General features: G+C 61.7%; 14 protein-coding genes. 5 read left to right on the forward strand and 9 right to left on the reverse strand.

Annotation, left to right across the window (positions count from 1 at the left end; genetic code table 11):
* Positions 1–146: 146 nt before the first annotated feature.
* From AACW30_RS23650 to pcaC, 4 genes are all read left to right on the forward strand, one after another.
* A complete protein-coding gene (locus AACW30_RS23650) occupies positions 147–1,442 on the forward strand; it encodes an MFS family transporter (RefSeq protein ID WP_119738854.1) in 1,296 nt (431 codons plus the stop codon).
* Positions 1,443–1,451: 9 nt separating this feature from the next.
* Entirely contained in the window at positions 1,452–2,816 is a 1,365-nt protein-coding gene (locus AACW30_RS23655; protein WP_200623575.1) for a 3-carboxy-cis,cis-muconate cycloisomerase, read from the forward strand.
* 10 nt (positions 2,817–2,826) lie between these two features.
* Positions 2,827–3,618, forward strand: coding sequence for a 3-oxoadipate enol-lactonase (gene pcaD, locus AACW30_RS23660; RefSeq protein WP_106577082.1), 792 nt, complete (start codon positions 2,827–2,829; stop codon positions 3,616–3,618).
* A 70-nt stretch (positions 3,619–3,688) separates the two neighbouring features.
* Positions 3,689–4,084, forward strand: coding sequence for a 4-carboxymuconolactone decarboxylase (gene pcaC, locus AACW30_RS23665; RefSeq protein WP_106577081.1), 396 nt, complete (start codon positions 3,689–3,691; stop codon positions 4,082–4,084).
* Between the two features lie 114 nt (positions 4,085–4,198).
* Here the strand turns inward: pcaC and AACW30_RS23670 are convergent, their stop codons facing one another.
* The 7 genes from AACW30_RS23670 to AACW30_RS23700 form a co-directional block, all read right to left on the reverse strand.
* Positions 4,199–5,083: a polysaccharide deacetylase family protein gene (locus AACW30_RS23670; protein ID WP_106577080.1), complete on the reverse strand. Its 885-nt coding sequence runs from the start codon at positions 5,081–5,083 to the stop codon at positions 4,199–4,201.
* Between the two features lie 312 nt (positions 5,084–5,395).
* Complete coding sequence (locus AACW30_RS23675; protein ID WP_179606741.1) at positions 5,396–6,646, reverse strand: OprD family porin; 1,251 nt, start codon at positions 6,644–6,646, stop codon at positions 5,396–5,398.
* Positions 6,647–6,798: 152 nt separating this feature from the next.
* Entirely contained in the window at positions 6,799–8,418 is a 1,620-nt protein-coding gene (locus AACW30_RS23680; RefSeq protein ID WP_200623576.1) for a J domain-containing protein, read from the reverse strand.
* 11 nt (positions 8,419–8,429) lie between these two features.
* A complete protein-coding gene (locus AACW30_RS23685) occupies positions 8,430–10,127 on the reverse strand; it encodes a molecular chaperone HscC (RefSeq protein ID WP_124416654.1) in 1,698 nt (565 codons plus the stop codon).
* 546 nt (positions 10,128–10,673) lie between these two features.
* The gene (gene adeC, locus AACW30_RS23690; protein WP_119738870.1) at positions 10,674–12,131 is read right to left on the reverse strand and encodes an AdeC/AdeK/OprM family multidrug efflux complex outer membrane factor; all 1,458 of its coding nucleotides are present in this window, start codon (positions 12,129–12,131) and stop codon (positions 10,674–10,676) included.
* Entirely contained in the window at positions 12,128–15,292 is a 3,165-nt protein-coding gene (locus AACW30_RS23695; protein WP_119738872.1) for an efflux RND transporter permease subunit, read from the reverse strand. Before AACW30_RS23695 ends, adeC begins: the two co-directional genes overlap by 4 nt.
* Before the next feature lie 3 nt (positions 15,293–15,295).
* A complete protein-coding gene (locus AACW30_RS23700; RefSeq protein ID WP_119738874.1) occupies positions 15,296–16,444 on the reverse strand; it encodes an efflux RND transporter periplasmic adaptor subunit in 1,149 nt (382 codons plus the stop codon).
* A 286-nt stretch (positions 16,445–16,730) separates the two neighbouring features.
* On the opposite strand from AACW30_RS23700, the gene AACW30_RS23705 reads away from it, so the two are divergent.
* Positions 16,731–17,363, forward strand: coding sequence for a TetR family transcriptional regulator (locus tag AACW30_RS23705; protein ID WP_106577073.1), 633 nt, complete (start codon positions 16,731–16,733; stop codon positions 17,361–17,363).
* 372 nt (positions 17,364–17,735) lie between these two features.
* On the opposite strand, the gene AACW30_RS23710 is transcribed toward AACW30_RS23705, so the two are convergent.
* A complete protein-coding gene (locus AACW30_RS23710) occupies positions 17,736–18,791 on the reverse strand; it encodes an alkene reductase (RefSeq protein WP_106577072.1) in 1,056 nt (351 codons plus the stop codon).
* Positions 18,792–18,822: 31 nt separating this feature from the next.
* Entirely contained in the window at positions 18,823–19,989 is a 1,167-nt protein-coding gene (locus AACW30_RS23715) for an MFS transporter (RefSeq protein ID WP_106577071.1), read from the reverse strand.
* Positions 19,990–19,996: the final 7 nt, after the last annotated feature.

A 19,996-nucleotide genomic window follows, 5' to 3' on the forward strand; every position in this document is an offset into this window, starting at 1 on the left:
TTGAAGGTGTCCGCAATCAAAATGTGGGAGCGGGCCTGCCCGCGATGAGGCCCTTGCTGGCGACAAGTATCCAAAAGTCTGCTTGCGGAACATGGTTGTTGCAAAGTATGTCTAGGCTATAACCGTTCCCACTGAGTGAAAAAAACATGACAACAAAAACGATTCACTACACCGGAGAAGAACGCAGCAAACGGATTTTTGCAATTGTCGGGGCCTCGTCCGGCAACCTTGTCGAATGGTTCGACTTCTACGTTTATGCCTTCTGCGCCATCTATTTCGCCCCGGCATTTTTTCCGTCGGAGAGCCCCACCGTACAACTGCTCAGCACCGCCGGTGTGTTCGCTGCCGGCTTCTTGATGCGTCCTATTGGCAGCTGGGTGTTCGGCAGTCTGGCCGACAAGCACGGTCGCAAGAATTCGATGATGATCGCGGTGCTGATGATGTGCGCCGGCTCGCTGGTTATTGCGTTTTTGCCGACCTACAAAGACATCGGCATCTGGGCGCCGATCCTGTTGTTGGTGGCCCGCCTGTTTCAAGGCTTATCGGTGGGCGGCGAGTACGGCACCACCGCCACCTACATGAGTGAGGTCGCCCTCAAGGGCCAGCGCGGGTTCTTTGCCTCGTTCCAGTACGTGACCTTGATCGGCGGGCAATTGCTCGCGGTACTGGTGGTGGTGATCCTGCAGCAATTTCTCAGTGAAGACGAACTGCGCGCCTGGGGCTGGCGGATTCCGTTTGTGGTCGGTGCCGTCGCGGCGCTCATCTCTTTACTGCTGCGCCGTACCTTGAAAGAGACCACCACCAAGGAAATGCGCGAACACAAGGACGCCGGCAGCATCACCGCGCTGCTGCGCAATCACACCGCGGCCTTTATCACGGTGCTGGGCTACACCGCCGGCGGCTCGCTGATTTTCTACACGTTCACCACGTACATGCAGAAGTACCTGGTGAACACGGCCGGGATGCATGCCAAGACCGCCAGTTACATCATGACCGGCGCGCTGTTCCTCTACATGTGCATGCAGCCGCTGTTCGGGATGCTGGCGGACAAGATCGGCCGACGCAATTCCATGCTGTGGTTCGGCGCCCTGGGCACGCTGTGCACCGTGCCGATCCTGCTGACCCTGAAAACCGTCAGCAGCCCGTTCCTGGCCTTTGTGCTGATCACCCTGGCCCTGGCGATTGTCAGCTTCTATACCTCCATCAGCGGCCTGGTCAAAGCCGAAATGTTCCCGCCCCAGGTACGTGCATTGGGTGTGGGCCTGGCGTACGCGGTGGCCAACGCGATTTTTGGCGGCTCGGCTGAAGTGGTCGCGCTGGGCCTGAAATCCATGGGCATGGAGAACGGCTTCTATTGGTACGTCACCGTGATGATGGCGATTGCTTTCCTGTTCAGCCTGCGCCTGCCCAAGCAGGCGGCGTATCTGCACCACGATCTGTAAGGAAGAGTTATGACACTGCGCACGAGCAATCAACTGTTCGACGCCTACTTCAGCGCTGACAGCATGGCCGACGTGTTCTGCGACCAGGGGCGTTTGCAGGGCATGCTGGACTTCGAAGCCGCGCTGGCGCGCGCCGAGGCCCAGGTCGGGTTGATTCCCCAGGCCGCCGTCGCGCCGATTGCCCAGGCGTGCCTGGCGTCTTTGTACGATGTGGATGCACTCGGCGTGGCGATTGCCACGGCGGGCAATTCGGCGATTCCGTTGGTGAAAGCGCTGGGCACATTGGTCGCAAGTGAAGACGCCGGCGCCGAACGTTATGTGCATCTGGGCGCGACCAGCCAGGATGTGATGGACACCGGCCTGGTCCTGCAACTGCGGCGCGCGCTGGCGTTGATCGACACTGACCTGGCGCAATTGGGTGAGACCCTTGCCGTGCAGGCCCAGCGTTATGCGCGCGTGCCATTGGCCGGGCGCACCTGGTTGCAGCATGCGACACCGGTGACCCTGGGCATGAAAATCGCCGGTTGGCTGGGGGCGGTGACGCGCAGTCGTCAGCGTCTTGCCGAGCTCAAACCGCGCCTGCTGGTGCTGCAGTTTGGCGGCGCGTCCGGCACGCTGGCGGCGCTGGGTGAGCAGGCAATGCCGGTGGCCGAAGCCTTGGCTGCGCAGTTGCAATTGAATTTACCCGAGCAACCCTGGCACACCCACCGTGACCGGCTGGTGGAGTTCGCCAGTGTGCTTGGCCTGATCGCCGGCAGCCTGGGCAAAATGGGGCGTGATATCAGTCTGTTGATGCAGACCGAAGCGGCGGAAGTGTTCGAACCTTCGGCGCCCGGCAAAGGTGGTTCATCGACCATGCCGCACAAGCGCAACCCGGTGGGCGCCGCCGTACTCATCAGCACCGCGACCCGCGTGCCGGGCCTGGTGGCGACGATGTTGAGCGCCATGCCTCAGGAACACGAGCGCAGCCTTGGCCTGTGGCATGCCGAATGGGAAACCCTGCCGGACATTTGCCGGTTGGTGTCCGGCGCACTGAAGCAGGCGCTGCTGGTGGCCGACGGGCTGGAGGTCGACCCTGAGCGCATGGCGCGCAATCTTGAGTTGACCCAGGGCCTGGTGCTGGCCGAAGCCGTCAGCAGCGTGCTTGCCCAACGCCTGGGCCGGGAAACCGCACACCATCTGTTGGAGCAATGCTGCAAACGCGCCGTTGCCGACGGGCGCCCTCTGCGTGCAGTGCTGGCGGACGAACCGCAGGTTACCGCCGAGTTGTCAGCCGCTGAACTGGACCGCCTGCTCGACCCGGCCCACTACCTTGGCCAGGCGCACACGTGGGTCACCCGCGCGGTGACCGATCATTTTGCCTTGACCGTGTAAGGAGACCGCTGTGCCATTTGTACAACTCGCCGAGGGCGAACTGCATTACCAACTGGACGGCCCGCTCGACGCGCCGGTGCTGGTGCTGTCCAACTCCCTGGGCACCGACCTGCATATGTGGGACATCCAGATTCCGGCCTTCACCGAGCATTTTCGCGTGGTGCGTTTCGACACCCGTGGCCACGGCAAGTCCTTGGTCACCGAGGGACCTTACAGCATTGAGCAACTGGGCCACGACGTGATCGCGCTGTTGGATGCGCTGCAGATCCAGCGTGCGCATTTTTGCGGGCTGTCCATGGGCGGCCTGATCGGTCAATGGCTGGGCATCCATGCCGGAGACCGTTTGCAGCGGCTGGTGGTGTGTAACACCGCGGCCAAGATCGGTACGCCGGATGTGTGGAACCCGCGTATCGAGATGGTTCTGCGCGATGGCCCGGCCGCCATGGTGGCGCTGCGTGACGCGTCTATCGCCCGCTGGTTCACCGCCGATTTCGCCGCCGCCAACCCGCACCAGGCCAGGCAGATTACCGACATGCTCGCTGCCACGTCGCCCGAGGGTTACGCCGCCAATTGCGCCGCCGTGCGCGATGCGGATTTTCGCGAACAGTTGGCATCGATCAAAGTGCCGACCCTGGTGATTGCCGGGACCGAGGATGCGGTGACACCGCCTGCCGGTGGCCACTTTATCCAGCACCACGTGAAGGGCGCCGAGTACGCCGAGTTCTATGCGGCCCACCTGTCCAACGTCCAGGCCGGGGCTGATTTCAGTCACCGGGTGCTGACGTTCTTGCTGGCTGAATAAACCCGGTGACGAGCGCTTGCCGCCGCCATCGGTGATCGAGCCGAGATCCAATTGAACCAGGAGCTTTTTTGTGGACGAGAAACACCGTTACGCCGACGGCCTGCAGGTGCGCCGCGAAGTGTTGGGCGACGCACATGTCGACCGCAGCCTGAATGCCCTGACCGAATTCAACAGCGAGTTCCAGGAAATGATCACCCGCCACGCCTGGGGTGATATCTGGACCCGCCCCGGCCTGCCGCGGCACACCCGCAGCCTGATCACCATCGCCATGCTGATCGGCATGAACCGCAGTGAAGAACTGAAACTGCACCTGCGCGCCGCTGCCAGCAACGGCGTGACCCGCGCCGAGATCAAGGAAGTGCTGATGCAGAGCGCGATCTATTGTGGGATTCCGGCGGCGAATGCGACCTTCCATCTCGCCGAGTCGGTATGGGATGAACTCGGCGTGGAATCGCGCCAGGACTGATTTGAAACACGGTCAAAAAGGTGGGAGCGGGCTTGCTCGCGAATGCGGTAGATCAGTTAAAGATAAATTGACTGACCCACCGCCTTCGCGAGCAAGCCCGCTCCCACATTGGTTTCAGTGGGAATCCGCATCCCATATCCAGTTCCACACTCCCGGCAGGTGCACCCCTTCATTCACATCCTTGACCGTGCGCGCCAGCGCCGCGCGTTCCAGCGTGGCGCGGTCGGTGTAGAACGGCTCGGCCGCAGTCTTCATGCCGTTGATCCGAGCGCTGTCCATCAGGATCTGCAAGTACTCCTGCAGGTGCCGCGCGGTGTAGCGGTTGATGTCATGGAAGGTCACGACCACCGGTATCACGCCGTCCACTGTCGGTAACTCGCCCAGCGCGATTCGCTCGCGCACCACCGACAGCTGCCGATACAAATTCGCTCGGCGCCGTGGGCTGCCGTTGAAGCCCCAGATCTTGCCGTCATTGGCACTCAGGTCGGTCAGCAATACGTGCATGCCGTGGCGCTGGTAGGCGGCGAAAGTGCGCTTGTCGTAGTTCCAGAAGGGCGGACGTACCAGCGCGGGTGAGGCGCCGGTGATGGCGGCGATATCGGCCGCGCCCTGGCTGAGGGTGCTTTCAAGCTCGGCGTCACTCAACCAGCGGTGGTTGGTGTGAAACCCGGTGGCGGTGTGGAAGGCCAGCACGTGGCCCGCCGCGTATTCACGCACCATGGTCTTGCGGCCTCGCGGGCTGCCGCCTGAGCGAGAGGCTTCGGTCTGCAGGAAGAACACCGCCTTGATGCCCGGCAACACCGGGTTATTCGCCAGGTCAGCCACCACCGAGCGGCTGGGGTTGTTGTAGCCCGAGGCGCTGGGGCCGTCATCAAAGGTCAACAGGAAACGGATCGGCGCCTGGGCTTGCAGGCGCTGCTCGGTCTGCGGCGTCAGCGCGATAGGCGCGCCGATGCAGCCGCTGAGCAGAATCGACAGAATGACAATCAGGTATTTCATGGCGGCCTGGGTTCAGAGCTGGTCATCCGTGTCGTTGAGTCCCTGTGCCGGGTGATGGGCGCGTGCACGATACAGCATGAGCGCGGCTGCCAGCAGCGGTAAATCGTGCCGCTTGTCTTGAAGGGGCGGGCTGTCTTCACGCGTAAGGGGTTCGGGTCTTCGCCGCCATTGCCGCGCCCGCGTGAGTTGCGCAGGCGCCGGTGGCCGTCAGTCGAGGCAGTGGCGGTGAACGTTCCCGCTCCCATTGAGGCAACTTGCTGAAAAGCAGCCGCGATCAATCAAGTCGCGGCTGCCATTCGCCCTGACAGACGCCTACAACAGGCTGATCGGGTAACTGACGATCAAGCGGTTCTCGTCGAACTCATTGTTGCTGTAGTCGCGGCGCATGCTGGAGTTGCGCCAACGCACGTTCAAATCCTTGAGGGCGCCGCTTTGCACGGTGTAGCCCAGTTCGCTCTCACGGCCCCACTCCTTGCCGTCGGTGATGGCGCCTGTGTGCACGTTGCTGCCGCTGATATAGCGGTTCATCAGGGTCAGGCCCGGGAGGCCGAGGACGACGAAGTTGAAATCGTGGCGCACCTGCCAGGACTTTTCCTGGGCGTTGTCGTAGCTGGCGTTATAGCTGTCGTTGGCCAGGGTGCCGCCGCTGGTACCGTTGACGCGCATCCACGCGCTGTTGCCGGTGAGTTTTTGCAGGCCGACGTAGAAGGTGTTGCCGCCGTAACGCGCGGAAAACAGGCCGGACCAGGTCTTGTTGTCCAGGTCACCGGCGCGGGCGCTGCCGTCATCCTTGCCGTAGAAGAACCCGAGGTTGGCGCCCAGGGTCCAGTCACCCACGGGCTGGCTGTGGATCAGGTTGACGTACTGCTGGCGGTAGATGTCCTTGAGCTGGGCATTCCACACACCGATCTGGGTGCGTTTGTCGTTGAACGCATATTCGCCGCCCTGGAAGTTGAAGCGGTCGGAGGTGAAGGCGGTTTTACCGAACATCGACATGTCCGTCATGCTGCTGTCATCGCGTGGGCTGTTGGCGCGGAACTGACCGCCGTAAAGCGTAAGGCCGTCGATTTCCCTGGAGGTGATCTGCCCGCCGCGCAGGGTTTGCGGCAGTGAACGGCCATCGTCGGAGCGCAGGATCGGCAGCACCGGCATCCACTCGCCGACCTTCAATTCGGTCTTGGAAAGCCGCGCCTTGAACGCCACTCCCAGGCGCCCGAAGTTATCGGCCGGGCGGCCGTCGTGGTCCAGCGGCAACAGCTGGGTGCCACCGGTGCCGCGCCCGCCATCGAGCTTTTGTGAGTACAGGCCCAGCACATCCACGCCGAAACCCAACGTGCCCTGGGTGAAGCCGGAGCGGGCGTCGAGAATGAAACTTTGCGTCCATTCCTGCGCGCCGCCCTGGGCTTTGGTCGGGTTGGTGTAATTGCGGTTGAAGAAGAAATTGCGCAGGTTGAGGTTGGCGCTGGCGTCTTCGAGAAAGCCGTGTTCTTCAGCGACGACGGGGAGGGCAAGACTGGCGACAGCGGTCGCCAGCCACAGCTGGCGCGGGTGCAAAGTGCTCATGGTGTTGGACCTGTTGTTATTGGGGTTATGCAGGTGCCGGCCATGGTGCGGGGCGGTGTGGGCGCGATGAAAGTGGGGCAGGGCGGGTTGTGGGCGATGATCGAACGCAAGTTGACGGGCATCCCTGCATGGGCTGCCCGCCCTTGTGACGGTTACAGTCGAGATTCAACCAGGCGGGTCAAAGGGAAGGCTGGCAGGTATAGCTGGCACGCGAGCGTCAGTACCACCATGACCACCAGGAACACCAGTTGCCAGGGGCTCCAGTAACTCCAATGCAAGCCGCTGATCCACGGCCATTTGGCATTGAAGGATTCGTCGACCGAGCCCATGCGCCGGTGGCTGAACAAGTGGATCAGGACCATGCCCAGGTACGTCACTATGCCCATCAGCCCGAGCAAAAAGCCGAACATCAACAGCATCCCCACTTGCGGAATACCGTGGCGCAGTACCAACCAGTATTGGCGGGGGTTGAAGCGTTGGGGCAACAGCCTCTCGCTCAGCCATAAGTCGGCAACGAGCAAACGCGAGGTGATGGCGGCCCAGCCTTGAGTGAGGCGCATGGCGACGACGGTCGGCAGGAAGGTCATCAACATGAACATGAAGAGTTCGAGCGGCACCGGCCCTTTTTTCAGGTGAATGGAGGCCACGCACGTAGCAATGGCCAGCCCGCCCCACACTCTGCCCCAGGTTTGTTCGGAGACCGGGCGCGGCAAAAATTTTCGCCAAAAAAATACATCGGGTTGCGGCAGGCGTTCCAGTAACGACGGGTAGCGCCAGGCAAACTTTTGCGACAGTTGCTGGCACGCGTTCCACTGGTCATCCCCAAACTGGGACATCAAACGGTGCTGTTCGGCGGTCGGCATCTGCGTCAGCAGCACGCGTGCGGGCAAGGTGTCGGGTGCGTTGCGCGGGCCGTTTTGGGCTTTTTCCAGCAGGGTGTCGTAGAAACTCTCCTGCTCGCAGCGTTCAACCAGGCCCCGCCACATCCACTCGGGCTCGGGGTGCATGCCTTTCTGGTCATCCCAGCCAAAGACCTGGCAGACGCGCTCAAACAACGGCACGCTCCACGTGGTGTCGTGGAGCAATTGCAGGACGATGCGCTGCCATTGTTGTTGCAGGTCGAACACGCGCAGCCAGGGTTGCTGGTTGTAGGTTTTGAGCTGGTTGATGAACTCGCGCTCGGCCTTTTGCTCCAGCTGTTCCTGCAGCGCCTGACGATAAGCCTGCAGCAGTTCGCCGCTTAGCGCCTCATGTTGCCAGGGGCTCATCGCCACACGCTGCCAGGGCGTCAGCCATTCCAAGTGCTGCACCGCCCAGGCGGCAATTGCCGCACGCTGACCAGGGGCATCGAAACAGTGGCGCAGCAGAGCTGCCTGGAAGGCATCGGCGCAGAGTTGATGCTGGGCCTGTTCCCAGCGCTCATCGAGGGTGTGAGCGTCCAGCCCGTTGATCAGCGCTTGCGCGCGCGTCTGCTCGGGCGGCAGGTCGAACAGGGCAGGGCTGACGGGGCGAGTATCGTCAAACTCCGCGTATTCATGCGGGTTGCCGTCGGCCAGTTCGGCCACGGGTGCGTCGATGACTTCGACCGCTTCGTCCTCTTGCTCGGCCCGCCAGCGCGCGATATGCAGCGCTTGTTCATAGGCTTCGCGCAGGCGCTGGAAACCCTCGGCGTCGTCGTCCGGGCGGCAGCTTTTGAGCAGCCGCGCGTAAGTGCGCTTGATGGTGCGCTCGTCGGCGTCGTCCGCCAGTTGCAACACTGCCCAACAGTCCATGTCGTTCTCCCTCAGCGCCAGAACCCGTTGTCGAGTTGCTCTAGTTGACGGGTGAGTTCGCTGCGGGCCTCACGGATGCGGCGTTCGTCCTGGGTGTCGAGCACTTGCTGGAACTGCGCGGCCCAGTGCCCGAGCTGCTCGCGCAACTCGCCGAGGTTTTCCTGGTAGAGCCGTTCGAGGCGGGCGGTCAGCACGGTGTTGACCTGCTGGTCGCGCGGGTGAATCTTCAACAGCGCCAGGGCTTGCAGACGTTGCTGGATCTCCTGCGGGCTGAGCACGCCGGGGTTGTTCTCGATCACCAGTGAGTGCTGCTCGCCGGTCAGCGGGATGTTCACCTGGGCTTCGAGCAAGCCGTTGTTGTCGTAGGTGAAGCGCACGTCCAGCGAGACCTCGCCGGCCTTGCGCTTGGGCACGGGAATTTCCAGCTGGCCCAGTTCGATGTTGTCTTTCACCAGACGGCTTTCGCCCTGGTAGATTTTCAACAGCACGCGGCTTTGGTCGTCGTGGAGGGTGACCACACTCTTGACCCGGCTGACCGGCACGCTGCTGTTGCGCTCGATCAGCGGCAGGTAATGCCCGCTTTCGATATGGCCGCCATATTGGTTCGAGGTTTCGATGCCCAGGGTGTAGGGGCAGACGTCGGTCAGCACGATCTCTTCCAGCGCTGCCGAACGCGCCTTGAGTGCTGCCTGAATCGCCGCGCCGTGAGCGACCACCTGGTCCGGATCGAGGCTGATGGACGGGAAGCGTCCGAACAAGCCGGCGGCCAGTTTGCGCACCAGCGGCATGCGCGTGGTGCCGCCGACCAGCAGGATTTCATCCAGATCGCCGACCCGAATCCGTGCGTCACGCAGGGCGCGCTCAATCGGCGCGCGCAGGCGTTCCAGCAAGGGTGTGTAAAGCTTGGCGAGTTCAGCCTGGGTGATGGTTGTGACCCATTGCTGGCCGTCAACGCGCAGGGCGAACTCGGCGCTGTCGTCCTGGCCCAAGGCTTTGCGCACGCGCTCGGCCTCGCGGCGCAGGGCTTGCAGTACGGTGCTGGTGGGCGGGAAGCCCTGGGCGTTGCGCTGGCTGTCGACAAAGTGTTCGAGCAATAAGGTGTCGAAATCTTCGCCGCCCAGGAAGTTGTCGCCGGCGCTGGCGCGCACTTCCATCACGCCGTCGAACAGCTCGATGATCGACACGTCGAAGGTGCCGCCGCCGAGGTCGAACACCAGGAACGAGGTTTCCTTGTCACGCTGGTGCAGGCCGTAAGCCAGGGCAGCGGCGGTGGGTTCGTTGATGAGTTTTTCAACGTTGAGCCCGGCCAGTTCACCGGCGATGCGCGTGGCCTTGCGCTGGCCGTCGCTGAAGTAGGCGGGCACGCTGATCACGGCTTCAGTGACGCTTTGGCCGTAGGTGCGCTCGATGTCTTCTTTCAGGCTTTTGAGCACCAGCGCCGAGAGTTCTTCGGGGCGGAACGAGCGGTCGCCCAGGCGCACTTCGGTGGCACTGCCCATGTAGCGCTTGAACAGCGAGGTGGTCAGGTGCGGGTGGGTGTGCAGGCGTTCCTTGGCGGCTTGGCCCACCAGGATACGGCCTTGGTCATCCAGGCCGACCACACTCGGGGTCAGCAACTGGCCAAGGGCATTGGGCACCATTTCGGCAGCGTCACCGCGCCAGACAGCGGCCAGGCTGTTGGTTGTGCCCAGGTCGATTCCTACGATCATTACGACAAGCTCCCTTTGTGGTCTGTAAGAATCTGTAACCAATTTTACCCTGAAAGGTTCCGCAGAAAGCAAGGTGCGAGACTTGATACGGGTCGCCGTGTGGGGTCGGGAATGCGCGGGGCCTGCCAGATCAAAATAAAAAGCACAGTACAGTGGGCTTGAGTTGGCAGAGGTAAAAGCACAGCAAAAACAAAGCAGTAGAGGACCTCCTGAGGTGATGAGGTCCAAATGTGGGAGCGGGCTTGCTCGCGAATGCGGTGTGTCAGTCAGCTCATTTTTAACTGACCCACCGCCTTCGCGAGCAAGCCCGCTCCCACAATTTAACCGAGTTCAGCTCCCCCTTTAGGTCGACTGGCACACCGCTTCTGTTTTGCTTTTCTGTGGGAGCTGGCTTGCCTGCGATAGCGGCGGGTCAGTCAGTACAGGTGTGGCTGACACACCGCTATCGCAGGCAAGCCAGCTCCCACCTTTGATTCACGGTGCTTAATGAAGCGGCAAAAAAAACCGCTTCCGGTAAGGGAAGCGGTTTTATTTACAGCAGCACGATCAGAACAACTTCAGTGCCGGTGCTTCTTCTTTCACAGGCTCGTTCTTCGCGGTCTGCTCGTTCCAGCCACCACCAAGGGCCTTGTACAGGTTGACCTCGCTGTTGAGCTGCGCCAGACGGTCGGTGATCAGCGATTGCTGGGCACTGAACAGTTGGCGCTGGGCGTCGAGGAACGTCAGGTTGCTGTCGACACCAATGCGGTAGCGACGCTCGGCCAGGCGGTAGTAATCCTGGTTGGCCGCGACGAAGCCACGCTGGGCGTCCAGTTGCTGCTTGTAAGTCGCGCGCGCGGCGAGGCCGTCAGAGACTTCCTGGAAGCCGGTCTGGATGGCCTTCTCGTAGTTGGCCACGTTGATCTCTTTCTGGATCTTCGAGTAGTCCAGGCTTGCGCGCAGGCTACCGGCGTTGAAGATCGGGATGTTGATCTGCGGCGCAAACGACCAGGTGCCCGAACCGCCTTTGAACAGGCCGCCCAAAGTTGGGCTGGCAGTACCGGCACTGGCGGTGAGGCTGATGCTCGGGAAGAACGCTGCACGCGCCGCGCCGATGTTGGCGTTGGCGGCCTTGAGGTTGTACTCGGCCTGCACAATGTCGGGACGACGTTGCAGCAGGTCCGATGGCAACCCGGCTGGCACTTCGCTGAGCAGGTCATCCGACAGCGGCTTGCTGGCGATATTGGCCGGCAAACCGGTGCCAAGCAGCAGGGTCAGGCTGTTTTCGTCCTGGGCCACCTGGCGTGTATAGCGCGCCAGTTGCACCCGCGCGTTTTCCACCGAGGTGCGCGCCTGGCTGAGGTCGAGGGCCGAGGCCACGCCGACTTCGTTGCTGCGCGAGGTCAGCTTGTAGCTCTGCTCGAAGGCACCGAGGGTGTCCTGGGTCAGCTTGAGCAGTTCCTTGTCGGCCTGCCAGGTCAGGTAGGCGTTGGCCACACTGGCCACCAGGCTGATCTGGGTGCTGCGCCGCGCTTCTTCAGTGGCGAAGTACTTTTGCAGTGCTTCTTCGCTGAGGCTGCGCACGCGGCCGAACAGGTCCAGCTCATAGGAACTGATCCCCAGGCCGGCCGAGTACTGGCTGGTGATGCCCGCTTCGCCGGTCTGCGACAACTTGGCCGGGGTGCGTGTGCGGCTGCCGCTGCCAGTGGCCGAGATGGCCGGGAACAGGTCGGCGCGCTGGATCTGGTACTGCGCCGCATAGGCATCGATGTTCAGGGCCGCGACACGCAGGTCACGGTTGTTGACCAGCGCGGTCTGGATCAGTTGCTGCAGGGCCGGGTCATGGAAAAACTGCTTCCAGCCCTGCTCGGCAGCGGCCTGGCCCGGCGCCTGGGCCGACGAATACGCCGGCCCCTGCGGGTACTGCGCTGCGACCGGCGCTTCAGGGCGCTGGTAGTCAGGTATCAGCGAGCAGCCACTGAGCACGAATGCCGTGACGGCTAGGGAAAGTAGCGACTTGCTCATTGGCCAGCCTCTTTAGGAGTTTCAGTAGTGTCCGTCTTTTTGTTGCGCTCGCCAGCAGACGACACGGTTGCAAAGAACAGTGGCACCCAGAAGATCGCCAGGACGGTGGCGGTGATCATACCGCCAATTACGCCGGTACCGATCGCGTGCTGGCTGCCTGAGCCTGCGCCCGAGGAGATGGCCAGCGGCAATACGCCGAGCATGAACGCCATGGACGTCATGATGATCGGGCGCAGACGCATACGAGAGGCTTCGATGGCCGACTCGACAATACCTTTGCCCTGCTCGTGAAGCTCTTTGGCGAATTCCACGATCAGGATGGCGTTTTTCGCTGCCAGACCCACCGTCACCAGCAAGCCCACCTGGAAGAACACGTCGTTGGACAGGCCGCGCAGACTGGTGGCGATCAATGCACCGATCACACCCAGTGGCACCACCAGGATCACCGCGATTGGAATCGACCAGCTTTCGTACAGCGCTGCCAGACAGAGGAACACCACCAGCAACGACAGGGCGTACAGCGCAGGTGCCTGGGAGCCGGACAGACGTTCTTCATACGACAGGCCGGTCCACGAGTAACCAATACCGGACGGCAGATCCTTGGCGATGCGCTCGACTTCCGCCATCGCGTCACCGGTACTGTAGCCAGGCGCTGGAGTCCCGAGGATTTCCATTGCCGCTACACCGTTATAGCGCGAGAGCTTCGGCGAACCGTAGATCCACTTGCCCGACGAGATGGCCGACAGTGGCACCATCTTCCCGGAGGTGCTGCGCACGTACCACTTATCCAGGTCTTCCGGAGACATGCGGCTGGCCGCGTCACCCTGCACATACACCTTCTTCACACGACCACGGTCGATGAAGTCGTTGATGTAGCTACCCCCCAGGGCAATGGCCAGGGTCTGCTGGATGTCCGACAGGCTGATGCCTTGGGCGCTGGCTTTTTCGTCGTCGACCGACAGCTCGTACTGCGGCTCGTCGTTCACGCCGTTGGGGCGCACGCCCGCCAGGATCTTGCTTTGTGCCGCCGCACCCAGGAACTGGTTGCGCGCATCCATCAGCTTCTGGTGGCCAACGCCGCCCTGGTCTTGCAGGAACACGTCGAAACCGGTGGCGTTACCCAGCTCCAGTACAGACGGTGGAACGACGGCATACACCATGGCGTCCTTGAACGTCTGCGAGAAGTAGCCTTGGGCGCGCTTGGCAATCTCGAACACCGACGTGGATGAGTCACGCTCGTCCCACGACTTGAGCATGACGAACGCCAGGCCAGAGCTCTGGCCACGACCGGCAAAGTTGAAGCCGTTCACGGTGAACACCGATTGAACGCCTTTGCCTTCGCCTGGCTCGCCTTCCTTGTTGTTGAGCAAGTAGGCGCGCATATCGTCGATGACTTTTTGCGTGCGTTCGGCCGAAGAGCCAACCGGCGTCTGCACCTGGGCAAAGATCACACCCTGGTCTTCGTCGGGCAGGAACGCGCTTGGAATGCGGGTGAACATCCAGATCATGCCGGCCAGGATCAGCGCATACACCAGGAATGCCGGGAGCTTGTGCTTGATCATGTTGCCCACGCCGCGCTCGTAGCTCAGTACGCCACGATCGAAGGTGCGGTTGAACCAGCCGAAGAAACCACGCTTGGGTTGGCCGTGCTTTTCCGGATCGATCGGCTTGAGCATGGTGGCGCACAAGGCCGGGGTGAAGATCAGCGCAACCAGTACCGACAACGCCATCGCCGAAACAATCGTGATGGAGAATTGCCGGTAGATCACACCGGTGGAGCCCCCGAAGAACGCCATTGGCAGCAGTACCGCCGACAGTACCAGCGCGATACCGACCAGGGCGCCCTGGATCTGGCCCATGGACTTGATTGTCGCCTCCTTGGGCGACAGGTGTTCCTCGGCCATTACCCGCTCGACGTTTTCCACCACAACGATGGCGTCGTCCACCAGCAGGCCGATGGCCAGGATCATGCCGAACATGGTCAGGGTGTTGATGGTAAAACCGAACGCTGCGAGGATCCCGAAGGTGCCCAGCAATACCACCGGTACGGTCATGGTGGTGATGATGGTGGCGCGGAAATTCTGCAGGAACAGGAACATCACCAGGAACACCAGCACGATCGCTTCGACCAGGGTGTGAACCACACCGGAAATCGATTCGGTCACAACCGGCGTGGTGTCATACGGCACCACCGCCTTCATGCCAGGCGGGAAGAACGGTTCCAGGGACGCAACCGTGGCACGGATCGCCTTGGCGGTGTCCAGTGCGTTGGCACCGGCGGCCAGTTTGAGCGCCATACCCGAGGCCGGCTTGCCGTTGAACTGCGCGCTGATGCTGTAGTTCTGGCCGCCCAGTTCGATACGGGCAACATCACCCAGGCGAACTTGCGAGCCGTCGGCATTGACCTTCATCAGGATCTTGCCGAACTCTTCGGCCGATTGCAGACGTGTCTTGCCGATGATGGTGGCGTTCAGCTGAGTGCCGGGCAGGGCAGGCAGGCCGCCCAATTGACCGGTGGCCACCTGGACGTTCTGCGCCTGAATGGCGTTGCTGACATCCACCGGCGTCAGCTGGTAGTTGTTCAACTTGGCCGGGTCGAGCCAGATACGCATGGCGTACTGCGAACCGAACACCTGGAAGTCACCCACACCGGCGGTACGGGAGATCGGGTCCTGGATGTTCGACACGATGTAGTTGGACAAGTCGTCCTTGGTCATGCTGCCGTCTTCCGACACCAGACCGATCACCATCAGGAAGTTCTTCACCGACTTGGTCACGCGGATACCCTGCTGCTGCACTTCTTGCGGCAGCAGTGGGGTCGCCAGGTTCAGCTTGTTCTGCACCTGAACCTGGGCGATGTCCGGGTTGGTACCCTGGTTGAACGTCGCGGTGATGGTCATGCTGCCGTCGGAGTTACTGTCCGAGGCGACATAACGCAGGTTGTCGATACCGTTGAGCTGTTGCTCGATGACCTGCACCACGGTGTCCTGCACGGTTTGTGCGGACGCGCCTGGGTAGGTCACCTGGATGTCGATGGCGGTCGGCGCAATGGCCGGGTATTGGTTGATGGGCAACTTCAGGATCGACAGTGCCCCGACCAGCATGATCACCAGGGCAATTACCCAGGCGAAAATGGGACGGTCGATAAAAAATTTCGACATGGATTACTCCCCTTTACCAGCATCGGCAGCAGGCGCTGCGGCAGTGCCGGCGGGTTTGGCGTTGTCTGCGTCCTTGACCTTGACTTCGATGCCCGGTTTGATGAATTGCAGGCCTTCGGTGATCACGCGGTCACCGGCGTCCAGGCCTTTTTCCACCAGCCAGTAGGCGCCGGCTGTACGGTTGGCGACCAGCTGACGTTGCTCGACCTTGTTGTCCTTGTTCACGATCAGCGCAGTCGGGATGCCCTTGAGGTCACGGGTCACGCCTTGCTGCGGGGCCAGAATGGCCTTGCTGTTCACACCGGCTTGCAGCTGGGCGTGGACGAACATGCCCGGCAGCAGGGTGTGATCAGGGTTCGGGAACACGGCGCGCAGGGTCACGGAACCGGTGGTCTGGTCGACCGACACTTCAGAGAATTCCAGCTTGCCGTCCTGGCCATAGGCGCTGCCATCTTCCAGGGTCAGTTTTACCTTGGCGGCATTTTCGCCGGCTTTTTCCAGCTGGCCGCTTTCCAGGTCACGGCGCAGTTTCAGCATTTCAGCCGAAGACTGCGTGACGTCGACGTAGATCGGGTCCAGTTGCTGGATGACGGCCATGGCATCGGCCTGGCCATTGCTGACCAGTGCGCCTTCGGTGACCGAAGAACGGCCAATACGCCCGGAGATCGGCGCGAACACTTTGGTGTAGCGCACGTTGATCTGGGCGGTTTGAACGTTTGCTTCGGCAGTCATGCGGTTGGCGACGGCCGTGTCGTATTCCTGGCGGCTGACGGCTTGCTCATCGACCAACTGCTTGTAGCGGTCGGTGATGGACTTGGTCTGGGTCAGGCTGGCTTGTGCGCTTTTCAGAGTCGCGTCATACACCGACGGGTCGATCTGGTAGAGCTGTTGCCCTTCCTTCACGTCGGCGCCTTCCTTGAACAGGCGCTTGAGAATGATGCCGTTGACCTGAGGCCGAACTTCCGCAATTCGGAAGGCGGTGGTACGCCCCGGCAATTCGGAGGTCAGGGTAAAGGCTTGCGGTTGAATGGTGACCACGCCGACCTGAGGGGTTTGAGCGGGCGGAGCCGCTTCTTCCTTTTTACATCCGCTGAGCAGCGATGCCAGGGCGACGGCAGTGACCAGAGCGGTAACAGCTGGCTTAAGTTGCATGAAGATCCTCGGGTCAGGCGCGCAGAATGCGCACAAGAAGTGTGGAAGGGTAAAAAACAAGCTGTGAGTAGATAAGTAGCTTGCTACGCAATATACTTACGTTCATGGTTGTTTGTAAACTCTTGACAGGCTTCGCGGAATGTTGACAAAGCATGTCCAAAAGCCTCGATTTTAGTACGTTCGGCGCCCATGACGGTGTCGTCCCACAATTATTCAGATGATCGTTACCGCCTATTAAAGCTGCGTTACCGATAGTCCCAAGTGTTCTGATTGAGGTTTTACTGCCATGGTTCGTCGCACCAAAGAGGAAGCTCAGGAAACGCGCAGCCAGATTCTCGAAGCCGCTGAACAGGCCTTTTATGAGCGCGGCGTTGCGCGCACGACGCTCGCGGACATTGCGGCGCTGGCCGGTGTGACGCGCGGTGCCATCTACTGGCATTTCAGCAACAAGTCCGATTTGCTCCAGGCATTGCTGGACACGCTGCACGAACCCTTGGACGAACTGGCCCGGGCGAGTGAAAGCGAGGATGAAGTCGACCCGCTTGGCTGTATGCGCAAGCTGCTGATTCATTTGTTTCATCAGGTGGCCCTGGACCCGAAAACCCGGCGCATCAATGAGATTTTGTTTCATAAGTGCGAGTTCACCGATGAAATGTGTGACATGCGTCGCCAGCGCCAGACCCATAGCCTGGAATGCAACCTGCGTATCGGCCTGACATTGCGTAACGCGGTCCATCGCGGGCAGCTTCCGGAAAATCTCGACACCACCCGTGGTGCGGTGTGCATGCATGCCTACATCAATGGGCTGATCGGCCAATGGCTTCTGGTGCCCGACAGCTTTCAATTGCATCAAGAGGCTGAGCGCTGGGTTGATGCAGGGCTGGACATGCTGCGCCTGAGCCCCAGCCTGCGCAATTAAGACAAAATGCGTAATTGCGTCCAGTTGTGTCAACAGTAAAGACGAGAGACAGTCAATCGTCCTTGCGCCTGAAGGGTGGGGTGACTTTATATACGGGCTGGCGGCCGGTTGATAGGTAGCCGCCTAAGTATTTTGTAGCAATATTGTTGCAAGCCTGTGAAGGAATGTTTCCAAAGCTGGCGCAAATCAAGATGGTGTGGCGGCTTGTGTGGGAGCCGGGCTTGCCCGCAATGCAGACACCTCGGTCCGCCAGAGGCACCACAACGCTGCTATCGCAGGCAAGCCAGCTCCCACATTCAGATCTCTGAGTATTCCAGCGTGCAGTAAAAAGCCCCGGTTCCTGCGAACCGGGGCTTTTTGCGTTTCAGACGATCAAAGCGCCAGGGTTGGGTAGTCGATGTAGCCGACCGGGCCCTTGGCGTAGAAGGTTTCCGGGTGCGCTTCGTTCAGCGGCGCGTCGGCCTTCAGGCGGGCCGGCAGGTCCGGGTTGGCAATAAACGGTACGCCGAAGGCCACCGCGTCTGCCTTGCCCGAGGCCAGCCAGGCGTTGGCGCTGTCCTTGGTGAAGCGTTCGTTGGCAATGTACGGGCCACCGAAGGCTTTTTTCAGTTGTGGACCGAGGCTGTCGCCGGCTTCTTTTTCGCGCGAGCAGATGAACGCGATGCCACGCTTGCCCAGTTCACTGGCGACGTAGGTGAAGGTTTCGGCCAGGTTGTCGTCGCCCATGTCATGGGAGTCGGCACGCGGTGCCAGGTGCACACCCACGCGGCCGGCGCCCCAGACGTCGATGGCGGCGTCGGTCACTTCCAGCAGCAGGCGCGCACGGTTTTCCAGGGAGCCGCCGTAGTTGTCGGTGCGCTGGTTGGTGCTGCTTTGCAGGAATTGGTCGAGCAGGTAACCGTTGGCGCCGTGGATTTCCACGCCGTCAAAGCCTGCGGCCTTGGCGTTTTCGGCGCCGACGCGGTAAGCGTCGACGATATCGGCGATTTCAGCGGTTTCCAGCGCGCGTGGCGTCGGGTAGTCGGCCAGCGGACGCACCAGGCTAACGTGGCCCTTGGGCTGGATCGCGCTCGGTGCCACCGGGGTTTCGCCGTTCAGGTACGACTCGTGGGAAATGCGGCCGACGTGCCACAGTTGCAGGAAGATCTTGCCGCCCGCGCCGTGCACGGCCTTGGTCACATTGGCCCAGCCGCGTACCTGGTCGTTGGACCAGATGCCCGGGGTGTCCGGGTAGCCCACGCCCAGCGGCGTCACGGAGGTGGCTTCGCTGAGGATCAGCCCGGCAGACGCGCGTTGCACGTAGTACTCGGCCATCAGCGCGTTGGGTACGCGGCCTTCATCGGCACGGCAGCGGGTCAGCGGCGCCATGATGATGCGGTTGGACAATTGCAGGTCGCCCAGTTTGATCGGATCGAAAATAGTCGTCATGGGATAACACCCTTCTCTTTAAGTGGATTGATCAGTTGGTCGCAGGGGCCAGGTCGGCATCGCCGCTCTGACGGAAAGTAATCAGGGTCACCAGCAGGGCCAGGATCGCCAGGGCCGCAGCCGCCAACGGCACGCTGGTCAGGCCGAAACCGTGGGCAATCACACTGCCGCCGACCCAGGCGCCGAGGGCGTTGCCGATGTTGAAGGCGCCGATATTCAGGGTGGACACCAGGTTCGGTGCGGCCTTGCCGAAAGTCACCACGTTGATCTGCAGCGCCGGTACGGCGGCGAACGAGGCGGTGGCCCACAGGAACAGGGTGATTTCAGTCGGGATCACCGCGACGCTGGTCCAGGTCAGTACCGTGGACACCACCGCCATGCTGATGAACACACCGATCAAGGTGGCCGCCAGGCGTTTGTCCGCCAGCTTGCCGCCGATGATGTTGCCCACGGTGAGGCCCAGGCCGATCAGCAGCAGGGTCCAGGTCACGCCTTTGGGCGACACGCCGGTGACGTCGCCCAGCAGCGGCGCGACGTAGGTGAAGAGGGTGAACATGGAGGCGGCGAACAGCGCGGTCATGGTCAGCGACAACCAGATGCCGGCGCCTTTGAGCGCGGCCAGCTCGGCGCGCATGTCGAGTTTTTCTTCGTCACGCTTGGCCGGCAGAAAGCGGATCAGGCCGATCAGCGCCACAACGCCGATCACCGTCACGGCCCAGAAGGTCGAGCGCCAGCCGGCTTCCTGGCCCAGCGCGGTACCCAGCGGCACGCCGAGCACATTGGCCAGGGTCAAGCCGGTGAACATCAAGGCCACTGCCGAAGCGCGCTTGTTGGCCGGCACCAGGTTGGCGGCGACCACTGAACCGATACCAAAGAACGCACCGTGGCACAGCGCGGTGACCACACGGGCAAACATCAGCACGTTGTAGTCACTGGCCAGGGCGCAGAGCAGGTTGCCAATGATAAAGATGCCCATCAACGCGACCAGGGCAGCCTTGCGCGGCAGCTTGGCGGTGGCCAGTGCCATGAAGGGTGCGCCGATGGCCACGCCCAAGGCGTAGCCGGTGACCAGCCAGCCGGCGCCGGGAATCGACACACCAAGGTCCGCCGCCACATCGGGCAGCAAGCCCATGATGACGAACTCGGTGGTGCCGATGGCGAAGGCGCTCAGGGCCAGTATGAGTAGCGAGAGGGGCATTTGCGTT

This window comes from Pseudomonas sp. MF6747, assembly GCF_963890955.1.
In the GTDB taxonomy this organism is placed as follows: domain Bacteria; phylum Pseudomonadota; class Gammaproteobacteria; order Pseudomonadales; family Pseudomonadaceae; genus Aquipseudomonas.